Annotated in this window: 21 protein-coding genes; 17 read left to right on the top strand and 4 right to left on the bottom strand. The window is 71.0% G+C overall.

The annotated features are described in order from the left end of the window. The first annotated feature begins 33 nt into the window (after nucleotides 1-33). The 12 genes from AB0O34_RS02990 to AB0O34_RS02935 all read left to right on the top strand — a co-directional run bounded on the left by AB0O34_RS02990 (nucleotide 34) and on the right by AB0O34_RS02935 (nucleotide 14,560). A complete protein-coding gene (locus tag AB0O34_RS02990) occupies nucleotides 34-1,137 on the top strand; it encodes a glycosyltransferase family 4 protein (RefSeq protein WP_363911950.1) in 1,104 nt (367 codons plus the stop codon). A 69-nt stretch (nucleotides 1,138-1,206) separates the two neighbouring features. Continuing rightward, entirely contained in the window at nucleotides 1,207-1,980 is a 774-nt protein-coding gene (locus tag AB0O34_RS02985; RefSeq protein ID WP_363911948.1) for an enoyl-CoA hydratase-related protein, read from the top strand. 67 nt (nucleotides 1,981-2,047) lie between these two features. Then, on the top strand, nucleotides 2,048-2,416 hold the full coding sequence (locus AB0O34_RS02980) for a hypothetical protein (RefSeq protein WP_363911946.1): 369 nt from the start codon (nucleotides 2,048-2,050) through the stop codon (nucleotides 2,414-2,416). Continuing rightward, nucleotides 2,413-3,648, top strand: a complete 1,236-nt coding sequence (locus tag AB0O34_RS02975) for a DUF6395 domain-containing protein (RefSeq protein WP_363911944.1) — start codon at nucleotides 2,413-2,415, stop codon at nucleotides 3,646-3,648. The genes AB0O34_RS02980 and AB0O34_RS02975 overlap by 4 nt, the downstream gene beginning before the upstream one ends. Further along, the gene (locus AB0O34_RS02970) at nucleotides 3,645-4,487 is read left to right on the top strand and encodes a M55 family metallopeptidase (protein ID WP_363911942.1); all 843 of its coding nucleotides are present in this window, start codon (nucleotides 3,645-3,647) and stop codon (nucleotides 4,485-4,487) included. Before AB0O34_RS02975 ends, AB0O34_RS02970 begins: the two co-directional genes overlap by 4 nt. A 3-nt stretch (nucleotides 4,488-4,490) precedes the next feature. Further along, nucleotides 4,491-6,128 carry an FAD-dependent oxidoreductase gene (locus AB0O34_RS02965; RefSeq protein WP_363911940.1) on the top strand — a complete coding sequence of 546 codons (1,638 nt, stop codon included), beginning with the start codon at nucleotides 4,491-4,493 and terminating at the stop codon, nucleotides 6,126-6,128. Between the two features lie 3 nt (nucleotides 6,129-6,131). Continuing rightward, the gene (locus AB0O34_RS02960) at nucleotides 6,132-6,656 is read left to right on the top strand and encodes a YbaK/EbsC family protein (protein ID WP_363911938.1); all 525 of its coding nucleotides are present in this window, start codon (nucleotides 6,132-6,134) and stop codon (nucleotides 6,654-6,656) included. Between the two features lie 401 nt (nucleotides 6,657-7,057). Continuing rightward, on the top strand, nucleotides 7,058-9,142 hold the full coding sequence (locus tag AB0O34_RS02955; protein ID WP_363911936.1) for a protein kinase: 2,085 nt from the start codon (nucleotides 7,058-7,060) through the stop codon (nucleotides 9,140-9,142). Then, entirely contained in the window at nucleotides 9,139-11,175 is a 2,037-nt protein-coding gene (locus AB0O34_RS02950) for a serine/threonine-protein kinase (RefSeq protein ID WP_363911934.1), read from the top strand. The genes AB0O34_RS02955 and AB0O34_RS02950 overlap by 4 nt, the downstream gene beginning before the upstream one ends. 84 nt (nucleotides 11,176-11,259) lie before the next feature. Continuing rightward, entirely contained in the window at nucleotides 11,260-12,483 is a 1,224-nt protein-coding gene (locus tag AB0O34_RS02945) for a serine/threonine-protein kinase (RefSeq protein ID WP_363911932.1), read from the top strand. 334 nt (nucleotides 12,484-12,817) lie between these two features. Next, complete coding sequence (locus AB0O34_RS02940) at nucleotides 12,818-13,597, top strand: electron transfer flavoprotein subunit beta/FixA family protein (RefSeq protein WP_363911930.1); 780 nt, start codon at nucleotides 12,818-12,820, stop codon at nucleotides 13,595-13,597. A 9-nt stretch (nucleotides 13,598-13,606) separates the two neighbouring features. After that, complete coding sequence (locus AB0O34_RS02935) at nucleotides 13,607-14,560, top strand: electron transfer flavoprotein subunit alpha/FixB family protein (protein ID WP_363911928.1); 954 nt, start codon at nucleotides 13,607-13,609, stop codon at nucleotides 14,558-14,560. A gap of 106 nt (nucleotides 14,561-14,666) precedes the next feature. Here the strand turns inward: AB0O34_RS02935 and AB0O34_RS02930 are convergent, their stop codons facing one another. Further along, nucleotides 14,667-15,869 (bottom strand): MFS transporter, encoded by a 1,203-nt coding sequence (locus AB0O34_RS02930; protein ID WP_363911926.1) that lies wholly within the window; start codon nucleotides 15,867-15,869, stop codon nucleotides 14,667-14,669. Nucleotides 15,870-16,221: 352 nt separating this feature from the next. Beyond that, the gene (locus AB0O34_RS02925) at nucleotides 16,222-16,713 is read right to left on the bottom strand and encodes a TetR/AcrR family transcriptional regulator (protein WP_363911924.1); all 492 of its coding nucleotides are present in this window, start codon (nucleotides 16,711-16,713) and stop codon (nucleotides 16,222-16,224) included. A 76-nt stretch (nucleotides 16,714-16,789) separates the two neighbouring features. Between AB0O34_RS02925 and AB0O34_RS02920 the strand changes: the two genes are divergently transcribed. The 3 genes from AB0O34_RS02920 (at nucleotide 16,790) to AB0O34_RS02910 (ending at nucleotide 20,199) form a co-directional block, all read left to right on the top strand. Beyond that, nucleotides 16,790-17,950 carry a cysteine desulfurase family protein gene (locus tag AB0O34_RS02920; RefSeq protein ID WP_363911922.1) on the top strand — a complete coding sequence of 387 codons (1,161 nt, stop codon included), beginning with the start codon at nucleotides 16,790-16,792 and terminating at the stop codon, nucleotides 17,948-17,950. A 5-nt stretch (nucleotides 17,951-17,955) separates the two neighbouring features. Next, nucleotides 17,956-18,891: a MerR family transcriptional regulator gene (locus tag AB0O34_RS02915; RefSeq protein WP_363911920.1), complete on the top strand. Its 936-nt coding sequence runs from the start codon at nucleotides 17,956-17,958 to the stop codon at nucleotides 18,889-18,891. Nucleotides 18,892-19,230: 339 nt separating this feature from the next. Further along, on the top strand, nucleotides 19,231-20,199 hold the full coding sequence (locus tag AB0O34_RS02910; protein ID WP_363911918.1) for a DEAD/DEAH box helicase family protein: 969 nt from the start codon (nucleotides 19,231-19,233) through the stop codon (nucleotides 20,197-20,199). Between the two features lie 17 nt (nucleotides 20,200-20,216). Here AB0O34_RS02910 and AB0O34_RS02905 read toward each other — a convergent pair whose 3' ends face one another. Both AB0O34_RS02905 and AB0O34_RS02900 read right to left on the bottom strand, forming a co-directional pair. After that, a complete protein-coding gene (locus AB0O34_RS02905) occupies nucleotides 20,217-21,527 on the bottom strand; it encodes a helix-turn-helix transcriptional regulator (protein WP_363911916.1) in 1,311 nt (436 codons plus the stop codon). 192 nt (nucleotides 21,528-21,719) lie between these two features. Next, nucleotides 21,720-21,878, bottom strand: a complete 159-nt coding sequence (locus AB0O34_RS02900) for a hypothetical protein (protein WP_363911914.1) — start codon at nucleotides 21,876-21,878, stop codon at nucleotides 21,720-21,722. 1,454 nt (nucleotides 21,879-23,332) lie between these two features. Here AB0O34_RS02900 and AB0O34_RS02895 point away from each other — a divergent pair. Both AB0O34_RS02895 and AB0O34_RS02890 read left to right on the top strand, forming a co-directional pair. After that, entirely contained in the window at nucleotides 23,333-23,482 is a 150-nt protein-coding gene (locus AB0O34_RS02895; protein WP_363911912.1) for a hypothetical protein, read from the top strand. A 339-nt stretch (nucleotides 23,483-23,821) separates the two neighbouring features. Then, complete coding sequence (locus AB0O34_RS02890) at nucleotides 23,822-24,454, top strand: hypothetical protein (RefSeq protein ID WP_363911910.1); 633 nt, start codon at nucleotides 23,822-23,824, stop codon at nucleotides 24,452-24,454. Nucleotides 24,455-24,530 lie beyond the last annotated feature (76 nt).

Below are 24,530 nucleotides of genomic sequence, written 5' to 3'. Positions count from 1 at the left end.
ACTCGGGGGATCCGGCTGGAGGTGCGCTCCTACATGGCCACATCGATCGGCGTCTTTGGGCGGCGGCACGCTCCGCGAAACGTCGGAGGCTCTTCCGGCCTGCGCGTCGCCATGGTGGCGCCGCCGTGGTCGGAGGTGCCTCCCAAGGGGTACGGCGGCATCGAGGCGATGCTCTCCGACCTCGTCGGGGGCCTGATGGGGCTCGGCCACGAGGTCACCCTCATCGGCGCGGGCAGGACCACGACCAAGGCCACCTTTCTGCGCACCTACCGCCGCGCGCCCTCCGAACGCATCGGCGAGACGATGCCGGAGGTGCTGCACACCGCCATAGCCGCCCGGCTGCTCTCCCAGCTGGACGCCGACATCGTGCACGACCACACCCTCGCGGGGCCGCTCACCGCCCTGGGCAGGCCCGCACCGACCGTCGTGACGTGTCACGGGCCGGTCGACGGGGAGCTCGGGGAGTACTACCGCACCATGGGCGACCGCATATCCCTGGTGTCGATCTCGCTCGCCCAGCGGACCTACGCCCCCGACCTGAACTGGGTCGGGCAGGTGTACAACGCCGTGGACACCCGCACGTTCCCGTACAGGGAGCGCAAGGAGGACTGGGTGCTGTGGATCGGGCGGTTCGCCGGGGACAAGGGGGCCCACCTGGCCATCGACGCGGCCCGGGCGGCCGGGCGGCGCATCGTGCTCGCGGGCAAGCTCGTCGAGCCGGCCGAATTCGCCTACTTCGACGAGCACGTCCGTCCGAGGCTCGGGCCGGACGCCCGTTACGAGGGCGAGGCCAACATCGTGCGCAAGCGCCAGCTCATGGCGGCGGCGCGCTGCCTGCTGTTCCCGATCACCTGGCAGGAGCCCTTCGGCCTGGTGATGATCGAGGCCATGGCCTGCGGGACGCCCGTGGTCGCCCTGGGGCTCGGGTCGGTGCCCGAGGTCGTCGTGGACGGGGTCACGGGCTTCGTCCGGCGGTTCCCGCACGAGCTGCCCGCCGCCATCGAGGCGGTCGACGTGCTGCGGCCCTCCGACAGCCGCACGCACGTGGAGCGCGACTTCGACGTCATGTCCATGGCGACGGGGTACGAGCGCGTCTACCGCGAGGTCGTCGCGCGCACGGGGATCCCCGTCAAGTGATCGCGACCGCCCGTATCGTGGTGGTGCCGCACTCCGGGAGCGGGGTGCCGTACCACTGAGGAGGGCGTCATGACGGAGTTCGCACGTGTCGAGGCCGGCGGCGGGATCGCGACGATCCGGCTGGACCGGCCGAAGATGAACGCCCTCAACGGCCAGATGCAGCGGGAGCTCGCCGAGTGCGCCCGCCAGGTGGACGCCGACCCCGGCGTGCGGGCCGTGGTCATCTACGGGGGAGAGCGGGTGTTCGCCGCGGGGGTGGACATCAAGGAGATGGCCGACATGACGTATGCCGATATGTCGGCACATTCTGGTGAGTTGCAGGCGTGCTTCACCGCCGTGGCGAAGATCGGCAAGCCGGTCATCGCGGCGATCACCGGCTACGCGCTCGGGGGCGGCTGCGAGCTGGCCCTCTGCGCCGACTTCCGTATCGCGGGCGAGGGCGCCAAGCTCGGCCAGCCCGAGATCTCGCTCGGCATCATCCCGGGCGCCGGCGGCACCCAGCGCCTGCCCCGCCTGATCGGCCCGGCGCGGGCCAAGGACCTCATCTTCACCGGGCGCCACGTGGGCGCCGCCGAGGCGCTCGCCATCGGCCTGGTCGACAAGGTCGTCCCCGACGCCGACGTGCACGCCGAGGCCGTCGCCCTCGCCGAGCGGTTCGCGGACGGCCCGGCCGTCGCGCTGCGCGCCGCCAAGCAGGCCGTCGACCACGGGCTCGACACCGACCTGACCACCGGCCTGGAGATCGAGCGGCTGCACTTCTCCGGCCTGTTCGCCACCGAGGACGCCCGCACCGGGCTGCGCGCGTTCGCCGAGAAGACGAAGCCCGAGTTCACCGGCCGCTGACCATGTGACATAACGGTATACATCAGCAGTTCGGAGAGATCATGATTTCCCGCTAAGGTGACCGGTCATGTCGCGCTTTGTAATGCGTGTCCTGGCGCCCCTGCGGGTCCGGCGCGCGATACTGGGCCGGTTCGACGGCCGGTACGTGACGCGGGCCGATCACCGGCAGGACGTCCGGGACTCGCTGTGGGAGGTCCAGGCGCTCAAGCGGGAGGTCGCGGCGCTGCGGCGCGAGGTCGACCAGTTGCGCCAGCGGGCGGCGAGCACGAGCAGGCCCTCCACCGACCCGGCGCTCGCGGCCAAGGTCGAGGACGCGCACCGGCTCGCCACGGAGACGGCCTCGGCCGTGGACCAGGTGCTCCAGGCCGAGGTCCTGATCTGGCAGGCCATCGGCTCGATCCGCGAGGCGGGGGGCCCGGAGAAGGCGGCCCCATGAGGGTGGACTGGACGTCCGACGGTGATCTGTGGCGGCTGCGCCTCCGGCTGGACCCCGGTGAGGACCTCACCGGCACCGTCACCGACGGCCAGCGGGTGGAGCTCACCACCGACACCTGCCACGTGCGGCTGCCGCGTCCCGCCGGTGAGGCGTCCGTCCATCCTGACCTGATGGCCCTCGCCGCGTGGACGGTCGTCGCGCCCTGGACGTCCGGCAGGGTCGTCTTCGACCGGCCCATCTCCGGCGAGCTGGCCGCCGCGCTCCACAGTGGCTGGGGCGTCGAGGCCGGGCCGGTCGGCGAGTCGCCCCGGACGCCGGGCACCCGGCTCGCGATCTCCTACAGCGGCGGCGCCGACTCGGCCGCGGTGGCCGCGATCCTGCCGGACGCGCCGCTGATCCACTTCCGCCGCGTGAGCCATCCCCGGGTCCCCAACCGGTGGACGCACTACCGGTCCGACGTGCTGGCCGACCTGGCGGAGAAGACCGGCAGGGACGTGACCCCGGTCGAGTCGGACCTTGAGTTCCTGCTGCGGCACCCGCGCCCCGGGTATCCCGAGCACCACGCCGTCATGATCGGGGCCGTTCTCCTGGCCGGCGCCATGGACCTCGGCGGCGTGGCGCTGGGTTACGAGATCGGCTCGCGGTGGCTCGGCGGCGGCCGGTACGTCCACCGGTACACCCCCGACAACCCCATGTGGTCGGCCCACGGCCCGTGGGGACGCCTCTTCGCCGCCGCCGGGCTGCCCCTGGTCCTCCCGGTGGGCGGGATCAGCGAGGCGATGACGATGCGGCTGGCACTCGGCTCCGAGCTCCGCGACCAGGTGCGCTGGTGCCTGCGCGGCGACAGCCACGGCCCGTGCGGCCGGTGCGGCAAGTGCCTGTACAAGGAGCTCATCCAGGCCGCCATCGAGCGGCGCCCGATGCGGACGACGATCACCGCGGACCGGCCGGTGGCGCGCAAGTGGCAGCAGCCGCCGCCGTACGGGGGCCAGGAGATGATCGAGTACGGCTGCGCCAACGTCCCCGGCATCGAGGACACCCCCTTCGCCAGGGCCGCCGGGTACCTCGGGGCGACGCGTGAATCTACCCTGTGGCTGGAGCGGTGCTACCCTCCGGCCGTCGAGGAGATCCCCGAACCATGGCGAAAGGGGATCGAGGCGATCATGCTTGACGAGTTCGGGCTGATGAACGCGGAGGACATGGAGCGGGTGGAGAGCTGGGGACGGCGATGAAGGTTTACCTGTCGGTCGACATGGAGGGCGTGACCGGGCTCACCGACCCGGAGGAGATGCACGCCGGGGGCCGTGGCTACGAGCGCGGCTGCGAGCTGATGACCGCCGACGCCAGTGCCGTGATCGCGGGGGCCTTCGAGGCGGGCGCGTCGGCCGTGGTGGTCAACGACGCTCACGGATCCACCAAGAACCTCCGGGTCGACCTGCTCGACCCCCGGGCCTCGCTGATCCGGGGCCCGGGCAAGCCGATGCGCATGGCGCAGGGGCTGTCCGCCGACTTCCAGGCCGCCTGCTTCGCCGGGTACCACGCCAGGGCCGGCATCCAGCACGGAGTGCTGAACCACACGTGGATGGGCAAGGAGATCCACAACGTCTACCTCAACGGCGAGGTCTGCGGTGAGACGCGGCTGGTGGCGGGGTTCGCCGGGTTCCTCGGGGTGCCGGTCGCGCTGGTGACGGGCGACGAGGCGGTGTGCGAGGAGGCGCGCGCGCTCCTCGGCGACGTCGAGACCGTCGCGGTCAAGAAGGGCATCGACAGGTTCTCCGCCGAGCTGCTGCCGCCCAGCGTCGCCCAGGCGCTGATCAGGGAGGCCGCCGCGCGGGCGCTGAACCGCCTGAGCGACTTCCGGCCCCACCAGGTCGCGCCCCCGTTCACGCTCGGGATCGAGTGGAACTCCACCGCCATCGCCTCGGGCTGCGCGCTCATCCCGGGTGTGCGGCCGGCCGGGCCCCGGCACACCGAGTTCACCACCGACGACTTCCGCGACATCATGGGGCTGCTCGGCGTCTTCGCCACCCTCGCGGGCCAGGTGGCCTGCGGCAGCGGCGTGTACGGCTGAGCCATGGAGCAAGAGGGATTACCCCGGCGCGGCGACCGTCTGACGCGTAGGTCGCTGCTCGTAGGCATCGGCGCGGCCGGTGGCGCCGGCGCCATGTACGCCGCGATGGGGGTGCTGGGGCTGGCCCCCTCCAAGGAGACGCCCCCCGTGCGCCCCGTCGGCGGGGCCGGGCTCCCGGCGCCGTACGTGCCGCCCCAGCCGTCCGACTTCTCCCTGCGCGGCGGGGCTCCGGCGAAGGTGCTCGTGCTGGGAGCGGGCGTGGCCGGGCTGGCGTGCGCGTACGAGCTCGGCAAGGCCGGGTACGACTGCACGGTCCTTGAGGCCCGCGACCGGGTGGGCGGGCGCAGCCTGACCCTGCGAGGCGGCGACGCGGTGACCGAGTTGCCCGCCGGGACCGCCGCGGGGGCGAGCGGTGAGACCCAGCGGGTGACCTTCGGGGCCGGCACGTACTTCAACGCGGGGCCGGCCCGCATCGCCCAGTGGATGGTGACGCTCGACTACTGCCGCGAGCTGGGCGTCCCGCTTGAGGTCTTCGTCAACAACAACGCCGCCGCGTACGTCCTCACGGCCGGCATGAAGGGGCCCGTGCGCGCCCGTACGGCCCGCGCCGACGCCTACGGGTACGTCTCCGAGCTGCTGGCCAAGGCCACCGACGCCGGGGCGCTCGACGCCGAGCTGACCGCCGCCGACAAGGAACGGCTTCTGGACTTCCTCTCCGAGTTCGGGGAGATCGGCCCGTCGCGCCGGTACACCGGCGGCGAGCGGCGGGGGTACCGCGTGAACCCCGGAGTCGGGCCGGGCACCGCCCTCGGCCCGCCGCCCTCGCTCACCGAGATCCTGAGCCAGGGCCTCGGCCGGATGCTGACCATGGACGCGGGCTACGACCAGGCGATGCCGATGTTCCAGCCCGTGGGCGGGATGGACGCCATCGTCCGCGCGCTCGCGGGAAAGGTCGGCGCCGAACGCATCAGGACCGGCACGCGGGTCACGAAGATCACGAACCGGCCCGAGGGGGTCGAGGTCGCGGTGGAGCACGGGGCCCCGCTGAAGGCCGACTACTGCGTCGCGGCGCTTCCCCCGCACCTGCTCGCGAAGATGCCGGGCAACCTCGGCGCCGATGTGAGGGCCGTGCTCTCCACCCCCGTCCCGCTGTCGGCGGGCAAGCTCGGCATCGAATACGGCCGCCGCTGGTGGGAGATCGAGGACCGCGTTTACGGCGGGGCCACCGAGACCGACCTGGACGTGGGCCACATCTGGTACCCCTCCTACGGGTTCCACACCGAGCGCGGCCTGGTCGTGGGTTACTACAACACCGGCGGGGCCGCCGAGACCTACGACGCGCTGCCGCACCATGAGCGCCTCCGCCGGGCCCTGGTCCAGGGCCGGAAGGTCCACGGCGGCAGGTACGGCAAGGACCTGCTCGCGAGCGTCTCGGTCGCCTGGCTGCGGCAGCCGCACATCGAGGGCTCGTGGGTGCGCTGGCCGTCGATGAACGGGTTCTCGCTGCTCCAGCGGCCCGCCGGACGGATCTACTTCGCGGGCGACTGGCTCACCCACCTGATCGCCTGGCAGGCCGGGGCCTTCGAGTCCGCCCGTAAGGTGGTCACCGAGCTTCATCACCGCGTACTGAAGGAGGGGTGACCCATGAGGCTGGGCACGCTCGACTGGGTGCCCGCGGGGGAACGGCGCGATCTGCTCGCCGACCCGGTGGCCAGGGCCGTCACGACCATGAGTGACGAGGTCGTGGTGGCGCCCATCGATCCGGCGCTCGCCGACACCGCCGCCTTCTGCGAGCGGTACGGGGTGGGTCTCCAGGAGTCGGCCAACTGCGTGATCGTGGCGGCGAAGCGGGGCGGCGAGACGCGCTACGCCGCCGTGATGGTGCTCGCCACGATGCGCGCCGACGTCAACGGGGTGATCCGCAGGCACCTGGACGCCCGCAAGACCTCTTTCGCCCCGCAGCAGGACGCCGTCGAGATGTCGGGCATGGAGTTCGGCGGCATCACGCCCCTCGGCCTGCCCGAGGACTGGCCCGTGCTGGTGGACGCCGAGGTCGCGCGGCAGCCGTACGTCGTGATCGGCAGCGGTATCAGGGGCTCCAAGCTGGCGCTCGCCGGTGAGGCCCTTACCCGCCTGAAGAGCGCCGACGTGGTGGCTCTGGCCCAGTGAGGTGTCCGCCCTGTAAGACTTTCCGGATTTGGGAAACCCTTGGGGCCGGTTCATCCGTTGTACTACCGGGAATGTGGCCTCATGGTTCATCTCATGGGCGGGGTTTAAGCCGGTATGGTGCTACGTGCCGTCAAGGACCGCGGGCGGATGTCCGCGGAGTGCTCTCATCGCCACGACGGGCCGAAGGGAGAGAGCGGTAGCCGCACGGGGGCGGTGGGCTACCGACCGGTTGGCAACGGGGGTTGCCCGCCGCGATGGCCGCCGGCTCCGGCGACGGGCCAGGGCACCGGCTGCCGACCGGTGTTTTCCGGTATTGGCATTGCGCAGAGTAAGCGAAATGTGACAATTGGAGCAAGGCGCTTCCTTCCGGACACCAATGCCGGGGCACCGCCGGAGATCAGATGAATCAGGACGACCGATTGGGCCCCTACCGGCTGCTCCGGCGGCTCGGTGAAGGTGGCATGGGCGTGGTCCATCTCGCCCTCGACTCCCAGGGCAGGCAGGTCGCCGTCAAGGTCCTGCGCGCCGAGGTCACCGGGGACGACGTCGCGCGCCGCAGGCTCGCGCGCGAGGTCGAGACCATGCGCCGCGTGCGCAGCAGGCACATCGCCGAGGTCGTCGACGCCGACGTCACCGGCAGCCGCCCCTACATCGTGACCCGTTACGTCCCGGGCAAGCCCCTGGACGACACGGTCAAGCAGGACGGCCCGCTGGCCGTCGGCGCGCTGCTGCGGCTCGCCCACGGCGTGGCCGAGGCCCTCGCCACGGTGCACGCGGCCGGGATCATCCACCGCGACCTCAAGCCGGGCAACGTGCTGCTGCTCGACGGCGAGCCCGTGCTGATCGACTTTGGCATCGCGCAGGCCGTCGACGCCACCCGGCTGACGCAGACCGGCATGTTCATCGGCACCCCCGGCTACCTCGCCCCCGAGATCATCGAGGGGCACGAGGCCGGGCCGGAGGTCGACGTCCACGCCTGGGCCGGCACGATGCTGATGGCCGCCACCGGCCAGCCGCCGTTCGGCAAGGGCACGCTGGAGATGGTGTTCTACAACATCACCGCGGGCAAGGCCAACGTCGACGCCGCCCCGGCGATCATGCGCCCGCTGCTGCGCGCGGCCTTCCAGCGCGACCCCGCCAAGCGGCCGACCGCCGCCGAGCTGGCCGCGCAGCTCTCCCGGCTCGTGCCCCCTGGCCCGGGGCAGGGCCGTCCGAACGTGCCCGACGAGATCCTCACGGTTCCCGACATGTCGGGCGGCCCGGCGACCGGGACGTCGCTGCGCCCCGGCGCGGCATCACCGGCATCCCCGGCCACGCCGGTGACCCCGGCCAAGCCCGCCGAGGAGTACGTGTCGCTGCTCGGCGAGGCGCCGCAGGGCCCCGGAGCCGGTGACCCGTGGCCCACGGTCCGCGTGACCGGCGACGAGCTCCGCAAGGCGGGCATCTCCCAGGAGCGGCCCAAGTCCACCGACCACGAGGGCCAGGTGCCCACCCGGTACGCCCCGCCGTCGCCCTCCCAGCCGTGGAAGGCCGCCCAGCCGGCGCCGCTCGACCAGGGCGAGGTGCCGACGAGGCGCGTCAGACCCGAGGAGCTGAGCGAGCTCGACGTCCAGGCCAAGCCCTACCGTGCCGCCCCGGCCGCCCCGGCCGGGCCGGTGCCGCCGGCCCGCTCGAACCAGCTGCCACCCGGCGCGCAGGCGTCCCCGCTCGCGCCGCCCGCGCGGCCGTACCACCACCAGGCGCTGTTCGAGCAGGCGCCCGACCTGTTCGAGATGACGCCGCACGTGCGGCAGCAGCCGTCCGCGCCGTACGTCCCGACCGTGCACCTGCCACCGGACGCGCCGCCCGGCTTCGGGCAGCACCAGGGCCACGGCGACGACCTGCTGCGGCGGTCCCCGGTGTACGGCGTGGCGAGCGTGCTGGCGCTGATCATCGTGGTCGGCGCCGCCGTCTTGGCCCCGATCCTGGTGTCGGCACTCGTGGTGCCCGCCGCCGTGCTTCTCAGGGCCGCCGACATGGCACAGCCGAAGCTCCTCACCAGGCGCCCGGCGGCGTCCGCCGCCTCCGACGTGCTCCGCGTCCTCGGGCAGCCCCTGGCGCTGCTCAAGTCCATCGGCGTCACGATCGCGCTCGTCCCGTACGCCCTGATCCTGGGTGTGCCGGTCACGCTCGTCCTGACCTTCCTGGTGAGGTCGGTGTCCGCGGGCACCGCCCTGAGCTGGGGAGTCGCCGTCTCCCTGTGGATCATCTGCGCGGGGCCGGGCGTCGAGGGACCGGGCCGCCAGATGACCAGGACCCTGGCCTCCGCCTTCTCCACCAAGGGAGCCGCGACGACCCTCACCGTGATCCTCGGAGTCGTGGCCGCGCTCGTGGCCGTCTACGCGGTCAGCACGCTCGTCATGTCCGCCGGGGAGGCAGTCTGGAGTCCGGTGGACATGTCCACCTGGCTAGAACGATTGAAAGGCCTTCGAAGGAAGGCAGGATGACGGGGGAAACCGTGCCGGAGACGCTGGACAGACTCGGTCCCTACCGGCTGTTGCGCCGGCTGGGCGAGGGCGGCATGGGCGTCGTCCATCTCGGCCTCGACCAGGAGGGCAGGGAGGTCGCCGTCAAGGTCCTCCACCCGCACGTGGCGGCCGACCTCAAGGCTCGCGACCGGCTGACCCGCGAGGTCGAGACCATGCGCCGGGTGCGCAGCCCGCGCGTCGCCGAGGTCCTCGACGCCGAGCTCACCGGCGCCACGCCCTACATCGTGACCAGGTTCGCACCCGGCCGCACGCTGGAGGAGACCGTCCTGTCGGACGGGCCGCTCTCCGCTCACGAGGTCATACGGCTGGCGCGCGGCCTGTCCGAGGCGCTGATCGCGATCCACGCCGCCGACGTCATCCACCGCGACTTCAAGCCGGCGAACGTCATGCTGGTCAACGGCGACCCGCTGGTCATCGACTTCGGCATCGCGCACCTGGTCAACGCGACCCGGCTCACCCAGACCGGCATGTTCGTCGGCACCCCCGGCTACCTCGCGCCCGAGATCATCAGGGACGAGGGGATCACCCAGGCGGCCGACGTGCACGCGCTGGCGGCCACGGTGTTCTTCGGGGCGACGGGCAAGCCGCCCTTCGGGTCGGGCTCGTTCGAGATGGTCTGCTACAACATCATGGAAGGCCGGGCCAGCATCGACCAGGCGCCCCCGTGGCTGCGCGGCTGGCTGCGCGCCGCCTTCGCGGTCGACGCGGGCGCCCGGCCGAGCGCGCAGGGCCTGCTGGCCATGGCGAGGTCCCTCGACCCGAACGTGACCTCCTTCCAGGAGAGCCCTCCGGCGCAGACCGGTCACACCCGCAGGCTCGACACCGCCCAGGGGAGCGGGCAGGTCCCCGACGGCACCCGCGTGCTCAACGGCTCCGCGCCCGACGGCACCCACGTGCTGAACGGCTCGGCCGACCCCGCGCTCGACGACCTCCCGCCGACCAAGCGTACGAAGCCGGCGTCCGAGGACAGCTACTCCGACCTGCTGCCGCCCGTGCGGTACGCCGAGCACGAGCGTGAGCGCCGGCGCGGCAACCGTGCCGGCGCGCCGCCGCCGAGCCCGCCCGCCGCCTTCGTCCCGCCTCCCGGCGCCCCGGGGTTCGCGCCCCCTCAGGCCTACCCGCCCGCGCCGTACGGGCATCCCGGCCAGCACGCCCCGGCGCCCTACGTGGACCAGCGGGTGGCCGGCTACCCGCCTCCACCCATGGGTCCGTCCACCCGAGGCGTCGTGGCCCCGCCCACCCACGCCCGGCCGTACGCGCCCGACCAGGGCCGGGGGCCGCACGCGCCCGAGCAGGAGCGCAGGCCCGAGCCCGAGCGAGACCGCCCGCGCTACCGCACCGGGCACCCGCTCCTCGCGGCCCTGATGCTGGTCGTGGCGCTCGCGAGCGCGCGCATGCTCCCCGTGCTGGTCGGCGTCCTCATGGTCGTCGTGGTCCTGTGCCTGCGCGTCGGCGAGTACCTCTGGGGCGACCTCGCGGAGCGCCGCTCGCTCCGGGGCAACAGCGCCAGCGATCCGCTGCTGGCCGTGCTCGGCACGCCGTGGGCGCTGATCAAGGCCGCTCTCATGACGGTCGTGGTCACGCCGCTGGCGGGGATGTTCGGCCTGTGCGTGTGGGGCGCGCTGTACTTCCTCGGCGGGATGACCACCGACACCGCCGCCTCGTGGGCGGCCTCGGCGTTCGTCGGGGGCCTGTTCCTGCTGCCGGGCGGCGGGGCGCCGCGCAAGGCGGTGGCCCGCACCCTCACCGCCGTGATCCGCAGCCCGGGTGCCGGGATGGTCGTGACGATCATCGTGGGCACGCTCGCGTTCTTCGCCGTGGTGACCGCGATGTCCGCCGTTCCGTCCTGGGTGCCCTGGCAGCCGCCGTCGAAGGCGATCAACGCCCTGAGCGACCACGCCAGGAGCAGCGCCACGGGTCTCGTCGGCGGACTGGTCAAAGATCTCATGGACAACCTCGGCCTGGGGTTCCTGGCCTTCTGGGGCAAGTGACCTGGTCGTCGTTTCCTCGATCGCGACTTTGGAAAAAGGTTCGCCGAGGGCGCGATTGAGTGGGGCGGGGCCGGAAGGAGTGCCATGAGCGTGCCGACGGCTGGTCAGCTCGGGCCCTACCGCCTGCTGTCGCGGCTCGGGGCGGGCGGGTTCGGCGAGGTCCACCTGGCGCTCGACCCCGAGGGTCACACGGTCGCGGTCAAGGTCCTGCATCCGCATGTCGCGGCGGACGAGGCCGCGCTCGCCCGGCTGGGCCGCGAGGTCGAGACCATGCGCCGGGTGCGGGGCCCGCACATCGCGGAGGTGCTCGACGCCTCCCTGTCCGGCGCCCGGCCCTATCTGGTGACCAGATATGTCCAGGGCCGCTCCCTGGCGGCGGTGCTCGCCACCACGGGCCCGCTCCGGGGCGAGGAGCTGGTGCGGCTGGCGCGCGGGCTGGCCGAGGCGCTGGCGTCCATCCACGGAGCCGGCATAGTCCACCGCGACCTGAAACCGGCGAACGTCATCCTCGCCGACGGGGAGCCCCACGTCATCGACTTCGGCATCGCGTGCGCGCTCGACTCCGCCTCGGTGACGGCCTCGGGCGCCGTGATCGGCACCCCCGGATACCTCGCGCCCGAGGTGCTGGAGGGCGGGGAGGCGGGCCCCTCGGCCGACGTGTTCGCCTGGGGCGCCACCGTGGCCTACGCCGCCTCCGGACGGCAGCCGTACGGCACCGGCCCGGCGCCCGCGGTGGCTTACCGCGTCGTGCACCATGAACCCGACCTCGACGAGGTGCCCTCGTGGCTGGTGCCGCTGCTCGGCGAGTGCCTGCGGGCCGACCCCGCCGCGCGGCCCACGGCGGCGCAGCTCTGCGCCAGGCTGGGCGTCGCGGCGCCGCAGGTGACGGTGCCACCCGCGCGGCGGCCCGTCCCCGAGGTGAGGGAGCCGCCCACCCAGGAGTGGCGGCCGGGCGTGCGGGAGGCCTCGGGAACCGTGGACGAGGCGCTGGCCCGGCATCGCGAGAAGGTGCGCAAGCGCTGGGTGGTCGGCACGGGCGTGGTCTCCGGGCTGGTCGCCGCCGCCGTGCGGGCGTACATACCCGAGATGTCACTGCTCGTCCTCGCCGCGTACGGCGTCGGGGTGCTGGTCGACGCGGGGCTGGGCGTCGCGGCCAGAGCACGGGCGCGCGTGGTGTTCGACCTGGTCACCGGGGCGGGTACGGTCGGTCTGTACGCCGCGCTGACCGCGCTGTTCAGCCCCTTCACGTTGCTGCTGGCTCTGGCGACGGTGATGGTCGTGCTCGTGATGGTCGCGTTCGCCAGCTGATCCTGGGGGGCGCCCGCGGGGCGGGGCAAGCTCTGGAATAAAGTTCGGTAGGGTGGGAAGTGGATGCCGCGAGAGCCCGTGCAGCTGCGGGTTTGCCGCTAAGCTACCAGCGGGTAACATATCGGTGGATGGGACGAGCTGCCGACACGGAGATCGTCTCAGGCCACCCAACGTCACGGCGCTCCAGGGCGCATGACAGTCTGTAGGCGGCTCCCGGTGCCGGTCACCGGGGCAGCCCGCACGACGTGTGCGTACCCCGCGTGCACGTGCCGAGGAATCGGCGCCAGCCCAGCGATGTGGTGGCGCCTGTGAAACGGGAGGTCGGCCACCGGCCATGAACATCGTCGTCTGCGTGAAGCAGGTCCCCGACACGGCGACCGAGCGCAAGCTGAGTACCAAGGACAACACGCTCGACCGTGACGCCGCGGACGGCGTCATCAACGAGCTGTGTGAATACGCCGTCGAAGAGGCGCTCAAGATCAAGGAGGCCCACGGCGGCGAGGTCACCGTCCTCACCATGGGCCCGGGCAAGGCCTCCGACACGATCCGCAAGGCCCTCGCGATGGGCGCCGACAAGGCCGTCCATCTGATCGACGACGCCCTGCACGGCTCGGACGCGCTGTCCACCTCCTACGCCCTGGCCCAGACGCTGAAAAAGATCGGTTTCGACCTGGTCATCCTCGGCTCGGAGTCCACCGACGCCCGCACGGGCGTGCTCGCCGCCATGCTGGCCGAGCGCCTCGGCGCGCCGCAGCTCACGCTGGCCAGCAAGGTCGACATCGACGGGTCCACCATCAAGATCCAGCGTGTCACCGACTACGGCTTCGACAGGGTCGAGGCCACGCTGCCCGCGGTCGTCTCCGTGGTCGAGAAGATCAACGAGCCGCGCTACCCGTCCTTCAAGGGCATCATGGCCGCGAAGAAGAAGCCGGTGGAGACCCTCGGCGTCGCGGACGCGGAGATCGACACCTCCCAGGTCGGCCTGAGCGGCGCCTGGAGCGAGGTGGCGGAGTTCGCCGTCGCACCGCCGCGCGCGGCCGGCACCATCGTCAAGGACGAGGGCGACGGCGGCTCCAAGGCCGCCGACTTCCTCGCGTCGAAGAAGTTCATCTAAGGGGGACCGATGGCTGAGATTCTGGTTCTCGTCGAGCACGTCGACGGTGCGGTCAAGAAGGTCACCCTGGAGCTGCTGACGCTGGCCCGCTCGCTGGGCTCGCCTTCCGCGGTGTGGGCCGGTCCTGGCTACTCCGCGGACGCCAAGGTCAAGCTGGCCGAGTTCGGCGCCGACAAGGTCTACGTCGCCGACGCCGCCGAGATCACCGACTACGTGGTGGCGCCGAAGGCCGAGCTGCTCGCCCAGCTCGTCTCCTCCGCCTCTCCGGCGGCGGTCCTCGTGGCCGCGACCGCCGAGGGCAAGGAGATCGCCGGGCGCCTCGCGATCAAGACGGACTCCGGCGTGCTCACCGACGCGGTCGGCATCGGCGACGGCTTCGTCGCCGAGCAGTCGATCTTCGGTGGTGGCGTCAACGTGAAGTCCAAGGTCGTCAAGGGCACCCCGATCGTGGCGGTGCGCCCCAACTCCACCGCCCCCGAGGCCTCCACGGGAGCGGCGGCAGAGGAGCAGGTGTCGCTGTCGCTGTCCGACGCGGCCAAGACGGCCAAGGTCGTCGAGCGCGTCGTGGAGGAGAAGGGCGCCCGCCCCGAGCTCGCCGAGGCCGCGATCGTGGTCTCCGGCGGCCGCGGAGTCGGCTCGGCCGAGAACTTCTCGATCATCGAGAGGCTGGCCGACACCCTCGGCGCCGCCGTGGGCGCCTCGCGTGCCGCGACCGACGCCGGGTGGTACCCCCACCAGTTCCAGGTCGGGCAGACCGGCAAGACCGTGTCGCCGCAGCTCTACATCGCGGCGGGCATCTCCGGGGCCATCCAGCACCGGGCCGGCATGCAGACCGCCAAGACGATCATCGCGATCAACAAGGACCCTGAGGCTCCGATCTTCGAGCTGGCGGACTTCGGCGTCGTGGGCGACCTCAACCAGGTCGTCCCGCAGCTGTCCGAAGAGGTCGACAAGCGCAAGTAGCCACCTCGCCCACCGACGGCGGCCAGAAGTGGATACAACGGCGCCGCACCCGCGAAGGCGGGCGCGGCGCCGTTCGCTTCGGGGCACGCCGGTGTGACCTCCCTGGTCACGCGGCCAGCTTCAGGGGCTTCCTGTCCGTGAGCTCGTGGATCTCGGCGCCGTCCGTACGCGTCTCGGAGCGGGGCAGGAAGTGCGCGGCCACCGCGATGAACACGCCCAGCACCACCGCCACGCCGAGCGCGGCCCGCAGCGTCGCGGCGTGGCTGAGGAAGCCGATCACCACGGGGCCGAGGAGCAGGCCCGCGTACCCCATCGCGCCGGTCTGGGCGATGGCGGGACCGGGGGTGCCGGTGGCCGAGCCGGCCAGCGAGATCGCCATCGGCGAGACCGTCGCGACGGCGAGACCGATGAGGATCATCCCGCCGACGGCCACCACCGGGGACGACGTGGTGATCACGAGCGCGAAGGTCGCGGCCGTGCCGAGCCCGGCGGCCATGATCAGGCGGCGGGCGCCGACCGCGGTGCGCAGCCGGTCACCGGTGAGCCGGGAGAGCAGCATGCCCGCCTCGAAGATCGGGTAGCCGAGGGCGGCGACCGCCTCGGGGACGCCGATGGTGTCACGCAGGAACAGGCCGTTCCAGTCCGCCACCGCGCCCTCGACCATGAAGGCGCCGAACGCGATCGCGCCGAGCAGGTACACGACCGGGGGCATCCGCCGCCTCGCCCTGCCGGACCCGGTCCGCACGGACACCGTGTCCGGCAGGAAGCCTCGGCTGAGCAGGTACGCCCCGGGGGCCGACACCAGGGCGACGGCCGTCAGGTTGGCGGTGAACGACACCCCGGCGGAGATGGCCACGGTGCCGAGCAGCCCGGCCGACATGGCGCCCACGCACCAGCCGGCGTGCATGCCGTTCATCAGGGGGCGGCCGTAGGCGCGCTCCACCGCCGAGCCCTGGGCGTTCATCGCGACGTCCACGGCCCCGAAGAACATGCCGAACAGCCCGGCCGCGACGACCATCGCGGGGAACGACGGGGCGAAGGCCACGCCGAGCAGGGATGCCGCGCAGAGCGGAGCCCCGACCCGCAGGACGGAGCGGCTGCCCGCCCGTGCCATCACTCCGCGCATGGACTGCATGGTCACCAGCGCCCCGACCCCCCACGCGAGGAGCACGACGCCGACCGAGGCCTCGGACAGGCCGAGTTTGTCGGTCAGCGCGGGGATGCGCACGGTGAACGTGCCGCACATGAGGCCGGCGAGGACGAAGGTGAGGATCGCCCGGGAGCGGGCGGTCCTCAGGTCGGGGGTCATCACAAAGTCCTTTCAAGGGTTCTACGCAGCGGTGTAACGGTGTGGGGGGAATGTGGGACGTCGGCGCATCCGGGGTGGCACGCCACGGTGGCACGCGGACCGGGAGGCGTCCCGCGGCTCAGACGGCCGGGGACCTGTCCGCGCTCACGCGGGCCGGGACGACCCGCCGGGGCTCAGGCGGGCGGGGAGGACCCCGCCGCGCTGAGGCGGCACGGGTGGATGCGGACGCGGAGCGGGACGAGCCTGACGGCCGGGTGGAGACGCCCGGGGGTCAGGCGGCCGGGGTCAGGCGGGGCCGCACGCGGGGACGGCCCTTACGGACAGGCCCGCAAGGGTGAGTGCTCTGCCGAGGTCAAGGGCTCGCGAGAAGGGCCAGGAGCCCGCGATGCAGCTTCTCGTAGTGGGCCTCGCCGTAGAAACCGGGGTCGTGGCTCACCACATCCCACAACCCCTCGCAGGCGAGCCGCACTATCTGGGCCGCCATCGGGTCGGCCTCGGTCTCCATGCCCTCGCGATGCCACCGGGCCATCGCCTCGCGCAGGGGCGCGAGCAGCTCGGGGTCGCCGGCCGCGCCGGTGACCACCGCCCAGCGTCTCAGGCGCCCGCTCTGGATCGCCGTGAACGTCGCGGCGAGGTAGGCCCGGCTGTACGTGCTTTCGTCCTGTGAGGCGACCAGCTCGTCGAAGTCGGCGATGAGCCGCTCGATCATGCCCTTGATCAGGGCCTCTTTGGTGCTGAAGTGGTAGAGGAGACCGCCTTTGCTCACGCCGGCGCGCTCGGCCACGGCCGACAGGGTGAGGCACTGGGCCCCCTGATCGGCTAGCAGCCTTTCCGCCGCGTCCAAAAGCTCATCTTTCCTCACATCCGTAACTATACCGTCTGGACGGTACAGTTCTCAAACTGGGTACCCTGGGTACGTCATGGCATACCTAGACCACGCGGCGACCACGCCGATGCTCACCGAAGCGATCGAGGCGATGACCGCACAGCTCGTGCGCGTCGGCAACGCCTCTTCCCTCCATGCGGCGGGCCGCCGCACCCGCAGGGTCATCGAGGAGTCGCGCGAGGCCATCGCCGACGCGCTCGGGGCACGGCCCAGCGAGGTCGTGTTCACCTCCGGGGGCACGGAAGCCGACAACCTCGCCATCAAGGGGCTCTTCTGGGCGCGCCGCGCGGCCTCAGGGGCCGACCGGGTGCTGATCAGCGCCGTCGAGCACCACGCCGCCCTCGACCCGGCCCACTGGCTTGGCGACCGGCAGGGCGCCTCCGTCGAGCTCCTGGCCGTCGACGAGTACGGCCGCGTCCATCCCGACACCCTGCGGGCGGCGATCGAGAGCGATCCGGGGCGCGTGGCCGTGGTCAGCGTCATGTGGGCCAACAACGAGGTCGGCACCGTCCAGCCGATCCCCGAGCTGGCGGCGATCGCCGGTGAGCACGGCATTCCCTTCCACACCGACGCGGTCCAGGCCGTGGGGCAGTTGCCGGTGTCGTTCACGGAGTCGGGCGTCCAGGCGCTCACCCTGTCCGGCCACAAGGTCGGCGGCCCCATGGGCGTCGGAGCGCTGCTGCTGGCGCGCGGCGTCGACCCGGTCCCCGTGCTCCACGGCGGGGGTCAGGAGCGCGACGTGCGCTCGGGCACCCTCGACGCCCCGGCGATCGCCGGGTTCGCGGCGGCCGTACGGGCGGCGGTGGAGCGGCGCGAGGAGAAGGCGGCCCGGCTGCGCGCCCTGCGCGACGAGCTGATCGCCAGGGTCAGGAGCGCCGTGCCCGACGTGATCCTCAACGGGCACCCAGACGAGCGCCTTCCCGGCAACGCCCACTTCTCCTTCCCCGGCTGTGAGGGCGACGCGCTGCTGATGCTGCTCGACGCCAAGGGCATCGAGTGCTCGACGGGCTCCGCCTGCTCCGCCGGCGTCGCCCAGCCGTCTCACGTGCTGCTGGCCATGGGGTCCGACGCCGTACGGGCGCGCGGGTCGCTGCGCTTCACCCTAGGCCACACCTCCACCAGCGCCGACGTGGACGAGCTGGTAGAGGTGATCGGCGGCGTCGTCGAGCGCGCCCGCCGCGCCGGTCTGACATAGGCCTCATGGGCCACGAGACGTACACGATCGGGCAGCTCTCCAAGCTGTCCGGGCTCCCGGTGAAGACGATCAGGTACTACTCCGACGTCGGCGTCCTGCCCGAGCGGTCCCGCACCCCGGCCGGCTACCGGGTGTACGGCGAGAGCGACCTGGCGAGGCTGGAGCTCGTCCGCACCCTTCGCGACATCGGCGTCGACCTGGCGACGATCCGCTCCCTCGGCGAGCGCGATCTCCGTCAGGTGCTGGCCCTCCACCTGCGCACGGTTGAGACCCAGCTCAAGGGCCTGCAGCGCACCCGGGCGGTCCTGCGGGCCACGCTCGACCGGGGCGAGACCTCGGAGGCCGACCTGCGCAGGCTCAACACGCTCGGCCGGATCGGCGCCGCCGAGCGCGAGGCGATGATGGACTCCTTCGTGGCCGAGGTCGGGGGAGGGATCCGCGCCCGCGAGCAGTGGCTGACGCGGCTGCGGGAGGCCATGGTGCCCGAGCTGCCGGCCGAGCCGACCGTCGAGCAGCTCGACGCGTGGCTGGAGCTGGCCGAGCTGCTCTCCGACGAGGACTACCGGGCGAGCCTTCGCCGCCAGAGCGACGACTTCTGGCAGAGGCGCGAGCGCGCCGGGGAGCCCGGCCAGGCGAGCTGGGACGAGGCCAACGAGGCCGTCACCGAGACGGTGCTCGCCGCCCTCGACGAGGGCGTGGAGCCCGGTTCCGCCGAGGCGGTGCCGATCCTCGACCGGGTCGTGGCCCTCCTCGGCACGATGTACGGCGAGACGGACGGCCCGGAGTTCCGGCGGTCGCTGTCACGCGGCTACGAGGAGCACGATCCGCGTGCCGCACGCCACTGGGAGCTGGTCGCCGCCATCCAGAACACCCCGTGGCCGCACCCGCAGACCCGCGCCCACACCTGGATCGCCGAGGCCCTGCGCCTCAACCTCCCCTGACCCGCCGTACGTCCGCCCGGCGGCCCCGCCTCGATCGGCCCCTGGCACTCGACTCATTCGCTCAGCGCGTCCGAAGCTGCCGGCCCGGGCGCGTACCGAGGCCCAGGACGCGCTTGAGCGGGCGACCGCTGACCGGGACCGCTTACAGACACTCGTCGAAGAGCTGAACGCCCGCTTGGCCGACATGGAGGCCGAATTCGCCGCCAGCCTTCGGAAGATCAAGAAGCCGTCCGCCACCGAACGGGACAACCTCATCGCGCGGGCCGTCCACGTCGCCCGGCAGCCTCGCACCGAGCGGGAGGTCCGCGAGGAGGTCGACCGGATGCTCCGAGCCTCCGGTTGGCTGGTGCAGGACGCCGACCGGGTGAACCTGTACGCCGGCTCCGCGAGGCCTACACCGCTCGCGGCCCGGCCGACTACCTGCTCTACGTCGACCGCAAACTGGTCGGCGTCGTGGAGGCCAAGCGCGAGGGGACGGCGCTGCGCGCGGTGGAGAAGCAGTCCGCCCGCTACGCCGCAGGGCTGACCGCGTCCCAGCAGATGCAGGCCTGGCGGATGCCGCTGCCGTTCCGCTACGAGACGACGGCGACCGAGACCCACTTCACCAACACGCTCAACCTCAACCCTTGGTCCCGCGAGGTCTTCTCCTTCCATCGGCCCGAGACGCTGGCCCGGTGGATGCGTACGGCCGAAGAGGACGAGGCGGCGCAGACCCTCCACGCCAAGCTGCACCGCGGCCTGCCGGAGCTGGTCGAGAAGGGGCTGCGCCCGGCGCAGGCGCGTGCCGTGCGGGGATTTGAGGCGTCACTCCAACGGAACGCGCCGCGTTCCCTCATCCAGATGGCGACCGGAGCGGGCAAGACCTACACCGCGGTCACCTCGTCCTACCGGCTGCTCCGGCACGCAGGGGCGTACCGGATCCTGTTCCTGGTGGACCGGAACAACCTGGGCAAGCAGGCGTACACCGAGTTCACCAACTACGTCACGCCCGACGACGGCCGCAAGTTCAGCGACCTGCTCAACGTGCAGCGGCTCGCGAACGCCGACATGCTCGGCTCCTCCGAGGTCGCAGGAGATCGTGGAGGACCTGGAGGCCGCGCTGAGCGAGTTCGCCGCAATCGCCGAGGCACTACAGCAGTCGCGCGAGAGGTCCGCCGACTCATAGATATCCCGGATGAGGGCGAATACAGGGCGTACGAGGTGGGACTCTGGCGGATCGCCGGAAACGGCGAAGCGGTTCGCATCACTTCTGGTGCGATTCCGTTGGAGTCCCACGTCTCGTCTGGTGAGGGGTTGTGCCTCCGTTGAGATGGTGCATCCGTACCTCAGGCGTTTTGGGGAGGCGCGACGGCCAGGAGCTTGCGTAGCTCTATGGCGGAAGGGCCACTTCGCCGGACTGGGGGGACAGCACGGAGGACCATGTTGGCGGTTTCGATCACGTGGTGGCTGCGGTAGGCGGGGGTGACCGCGTCGATCGCTGTTGCCGCCTGATGTAGGCCCTCGTCGATGCCGCCTTGGGTGACCGTGCACAGTGCACTGTGCAGTTGGACGTTGACGAGGTACACGTAGTCCCGGGTGACCATCAGCACCTTCTCCCGGGCAGTGCCCGCCGCGGAATCGTTGCCCACTCCGGAGTACACCCAGCTTTCCGCGAAGTGGAGCCCATCTGGCTTCCAGAAGCCATACCGGTCCGTGCCGCCCTGTTCCGCGGCCTTGTGCAGGGTGACCAGCGTCCCGAGTGCTTCGTCGTGCCTGCCGAGCATCGACAGCGCCTTCGCTTCGGTGGTCAGCAGCTTGAGGTAGGGCTTGTCGGTGAGCTGCTGGGCACTGCGTACCATGCGCAGGATCGTTTCCGGGGCGCGTTGGCCGTAGAGGCCGTGGCCAGTTTCCTCAGCTCGGACGAGGAGGCGGAGCGCCAGGTCCCCGGAGGCGTCGGCCGCCTGACGGGCGCTGTACCACCAGCGGATGGCCGCGCCGTGATCGCCCAGCCGGGTCAGTGCGTTGGCCTGGAGCGAGGAGAGCATGGCGGTGATGCGCTGGAGCTCCGTCACCTCGGCCGGAGTGGAGACCTGGGACTGGCCTCGCACCGCCATCAGGTCGATGAACAGGTCGGCGGCGACCTGGGCCGGCGGCCGGGTACGCAGGGCGTGCAGGTGGTCGGCGCAGGCCAGTTCCCAGTCTTCGAGGGCTCGGTGCGGGTGGTCGAAGGAGAGGTCGAGGAGCTGGCGGAAGGGTTCGCTGGAGAGGCCGAAGGTGCCGAGGGTGCCGAGTCCGGCGAGGAGTTGGAGGGCGGCTCGACGTTCCATGTCGTCGTCTCCAATGCCGTAAGGGGGATTTTCCAGATATCTACCCGCGTGCTGTTGTGCTGATTCGGTGGCGGCTTTCAAAGCGGTCAGTGTGTCGTACAGGGCGGTGAGGATGCCGTGTGCGCCGTACACCTCGTCCAGGCGGTGGATCATGTCCGGCGGGGGTGTCCGCTCGCCGCGCTCCCATTTGGCCAGGTTGGAGAAGTCGGTGTACATCTGTTCGCCGGCTCGGCGCAGCCCGAGGTTGGATCTGCTCTCGCGGCAGCGGCGCATGACCGCGCCGAACAGGTGCCAGGCCGAGGCGTGCGGGTCGATCGGGTCTGCGGTCACGGCGCCCCTCGCGATCGTGCTCCGGCGCGGTCACGCCCGGACCGCACCACTGTGTGTCTTCCACCACCTTTGATCACTCTGAATCATCGCACCGCTACTCGAAGTAATGCACATGGATCATACATACCGGGGGCCGAAGGCCGGGAGCGGAGGTGCCCGTGGGCGCGGCAGGTAGACAGAGCCAGGGCTCCCTCAGGCGGCATCCGGCGACTTCTCGCTGACGGGCAGGCGCATCGTCCGGTCTCCGAGTCGACGACCAGATGCAAGCGTGCCCCCCAGCGCCTCTACGTAGCGGGCGATGACCTCAAGGGCATGCTCGATCTGTGAGACGCGGGCAACGCTCACACTCATGGCGCTGGCGACGTCCTTCTGTCCGTGTCCAAGTTGCTTGCCTCGGCAAGCTGATGGCCGCGCGCCTCGGCGAGGAGCTTCCTGGCGCCCTCCTCGATCAGTGCTCCAGGTCGGCCCAGTCCCTCGGCGCCCTCGGCATGTTCACTCCCCTTCGTCGCTGGTGTACTCGGTATAGAGCTGTATGGCCAGGAGGACGTTCTTCTTGTACCACCGTTCCCAGTCGCCCGCCTTGTCGCCGCCCAGCAACAGCAGCGCCGCCCGCGCTGCGGGCCAGCGCCGGGGCGATCCGGAACAACCGGCCCGAGGAGGCCGGCGAATACCTCGGCCTCGCGAAGACCGCCGGGACCAGACTCGGCCGTGAGCACGACCTCGGCGGGCAGAAGGCGTTCGGGCCGTTGACCGTCGCGCTGCAGTACCCCGAGAACGCGTTGATCGAGGACCGGCCCGACAAGGCGCTGGAGGCGATGGAGGCGATGGACGACCTGCCGCACGGCGTCGGAAGACCAAGTCCAAGAGCTTCCGTACGAAGGGCCTGGCCGAGAACTTCCTGTCTGACCTGCGACAGGCGGCCAAGGCTGGGGAGGCCTTCGATATCACCAGCGCATTGCCGACGTCGATGCTTGCTCCTGAGCCGTCCGCGGGGCCGACGTTCTTGGAGTTCACACGATCCTACGTGGTGAGCCGTTGGCGTGGCTCGGCGGCCCGGACGCGGGAAACCGACGTACACGGTCTCCTTTCGCTGGTCCCGGCGCTGGTGGGGGACCTGCCGGACCGGCCGAGGGACGCGGACATGCGCGCCGTGCTACGGGGATACGTCTTGCTGCCTGCCGATCGGCGCGGCGAAGTTCCTCATGACCTTGTGCCGGTGCTGAGCTGGTTGGAGAAGGCGTCATTGCCGCTGGTCGACTTGCAGGATCCGCGCGTGACGCGGACCGCGCTTGATGCCATCTCCGTGACCTTCGCTGGCAAGGACGCTGCTGCCAACACAGTTCGCCGTAAGCGGGAAGTCCTCCACCACCTGCTCGAACTCGCCGTGGAGCACAAGGAACTCCCGGTCAATCCGCTGCAAGCAATCAAGTGGACCCCACCCAAGGTTGCCGGCACGGTCGACCCCCGTACGGTCGTCAACCCCGAACAGGCCCGTGCGCTGCTGGCGGCCGTTCCTACGGTCGGCCGAACCCGTGGCGCTCGGCTGCACGGGATGTTCGCATGTATGTACTACGCCGCGCTCCCGCCGGAAGAGGCGGCGGGTCTACGTCGGCAGAACTGCGACCTCCCGGAAGAGGGTTGGGGCCTGCTCAGTATTGAGAAGGCGCGTCCTCAGGCGAACAAGCGGTGGACCAACTCCGGGGAGATCACGACTCCCGGGGCCTCAAGCACCGGGCTAAGGACGACACTCGTGAGATCCCCATCCCTCCTGTCTTGGTCGCCATCCTCCGCGTCACGCTGCCGTCTTGCTGTGGCTCAACGTCGGCGTTCCGGCGACCGAAGTTGCCACACGAGCCGGCCACAGTGTCGACGTGCTCCTGAAGGTGTACGCCAAGTGCATCGAGGGACAGCGAGCGCGCGCCAACTACAAGATCTCCGAAGCGCTGGACGAGTGATCGACACGGACGCGCTGAAGCTGACACCTCTGCAGGGGTACTGGGGTCACGCTGTTACGCGAACGATGAAGGCGTTCGTCATACACGCTCTGTTTCGCCTCGCTGATGCTGCAGGATTGGGTGATCAAGAGCACTGTGTGATCTTCGGGGACAGTGCATGATCGCAGCAAAGGGGCAAGACATGACAAACGGCTACCCATCGGTAACGCTGAGCATTGGTGGAGCTTGACCTATACTTGGCGAAGACGTGTTGCGAGCTCTGCCGAAGCAACCTATCCTGAACTAGTTGCTGCCCGCCGTTCTCCGGAACTGGCGGGCCTTTTTTGTGTGAGGTGCTCGATGGCGAGCGGAGTGACCCTCTCGGCATGCATGGTGATCGATTACCAGAACATCCACCTCACGGCTGGTGGCCTGTTCGCGCCGCACGGGACACATGCCAAAGACACCCTTGTGAGCCCTCTGGCCTTCGCTGAGCGGGTACTCGAAGTGCGAGCCGGTCTCCAGATCCATCCCAACCCAAAGCCTGTGTCACTGGCTGGAGTCCACGTCTTCAGGGGCTCTCCTAGTAATGCTCGAGAGCCGGTTCTGTACAGCGTGACCCAAAGACAGAAGGCTGAATGGACCCGTGACGCACGCGTAAAAGTGACCTACCGCCCTTTGCGCTACCCATCCGACTGGGGACAACGTACCTGCATCGAGAAGGCGCGCGAGAAGGGCATCGATGTGATGGTTGCCCTGGAGCTGGTTCAACTCGCTCAGTTTGGTCCGTACGACATAGCCATCTTGGCTTCTCATGATACGGACATGGAGCCAGCCCTAGAGATGGCGGCTAGTGTCGGGCGCGTCAAGATCGAGACTGCAGGCTGGCAGGGAGCAAGGCGTTTGCGACTATCGGGACGTTCCCTCTGGCACACCGCCTTGGGCGGCCCAGACTTCGTCAAGGTGCGAGATCGGCGATCATATGACCAATGATGGCTACGTTGGCCAGGTCGGCACGGCCCCGGCGTGGAGTGAGTTCGATGTGGCATGAGGGGGTTCGGCCGGAGAT

Source organism: Sphaerisporangium sp. NPDC088356 (genome assembly GCF_040685555.1).
In the GTDB taxonomy this organism is placed as follows: Bacteria; Actinomycetota; Actinomycetes; order Streptosporangiales; family Streptosporangiaceae; genus Sphaerisporangium.
This window is presented reverse-complemented; position numbering and strand designations above follow the sequence as displayed.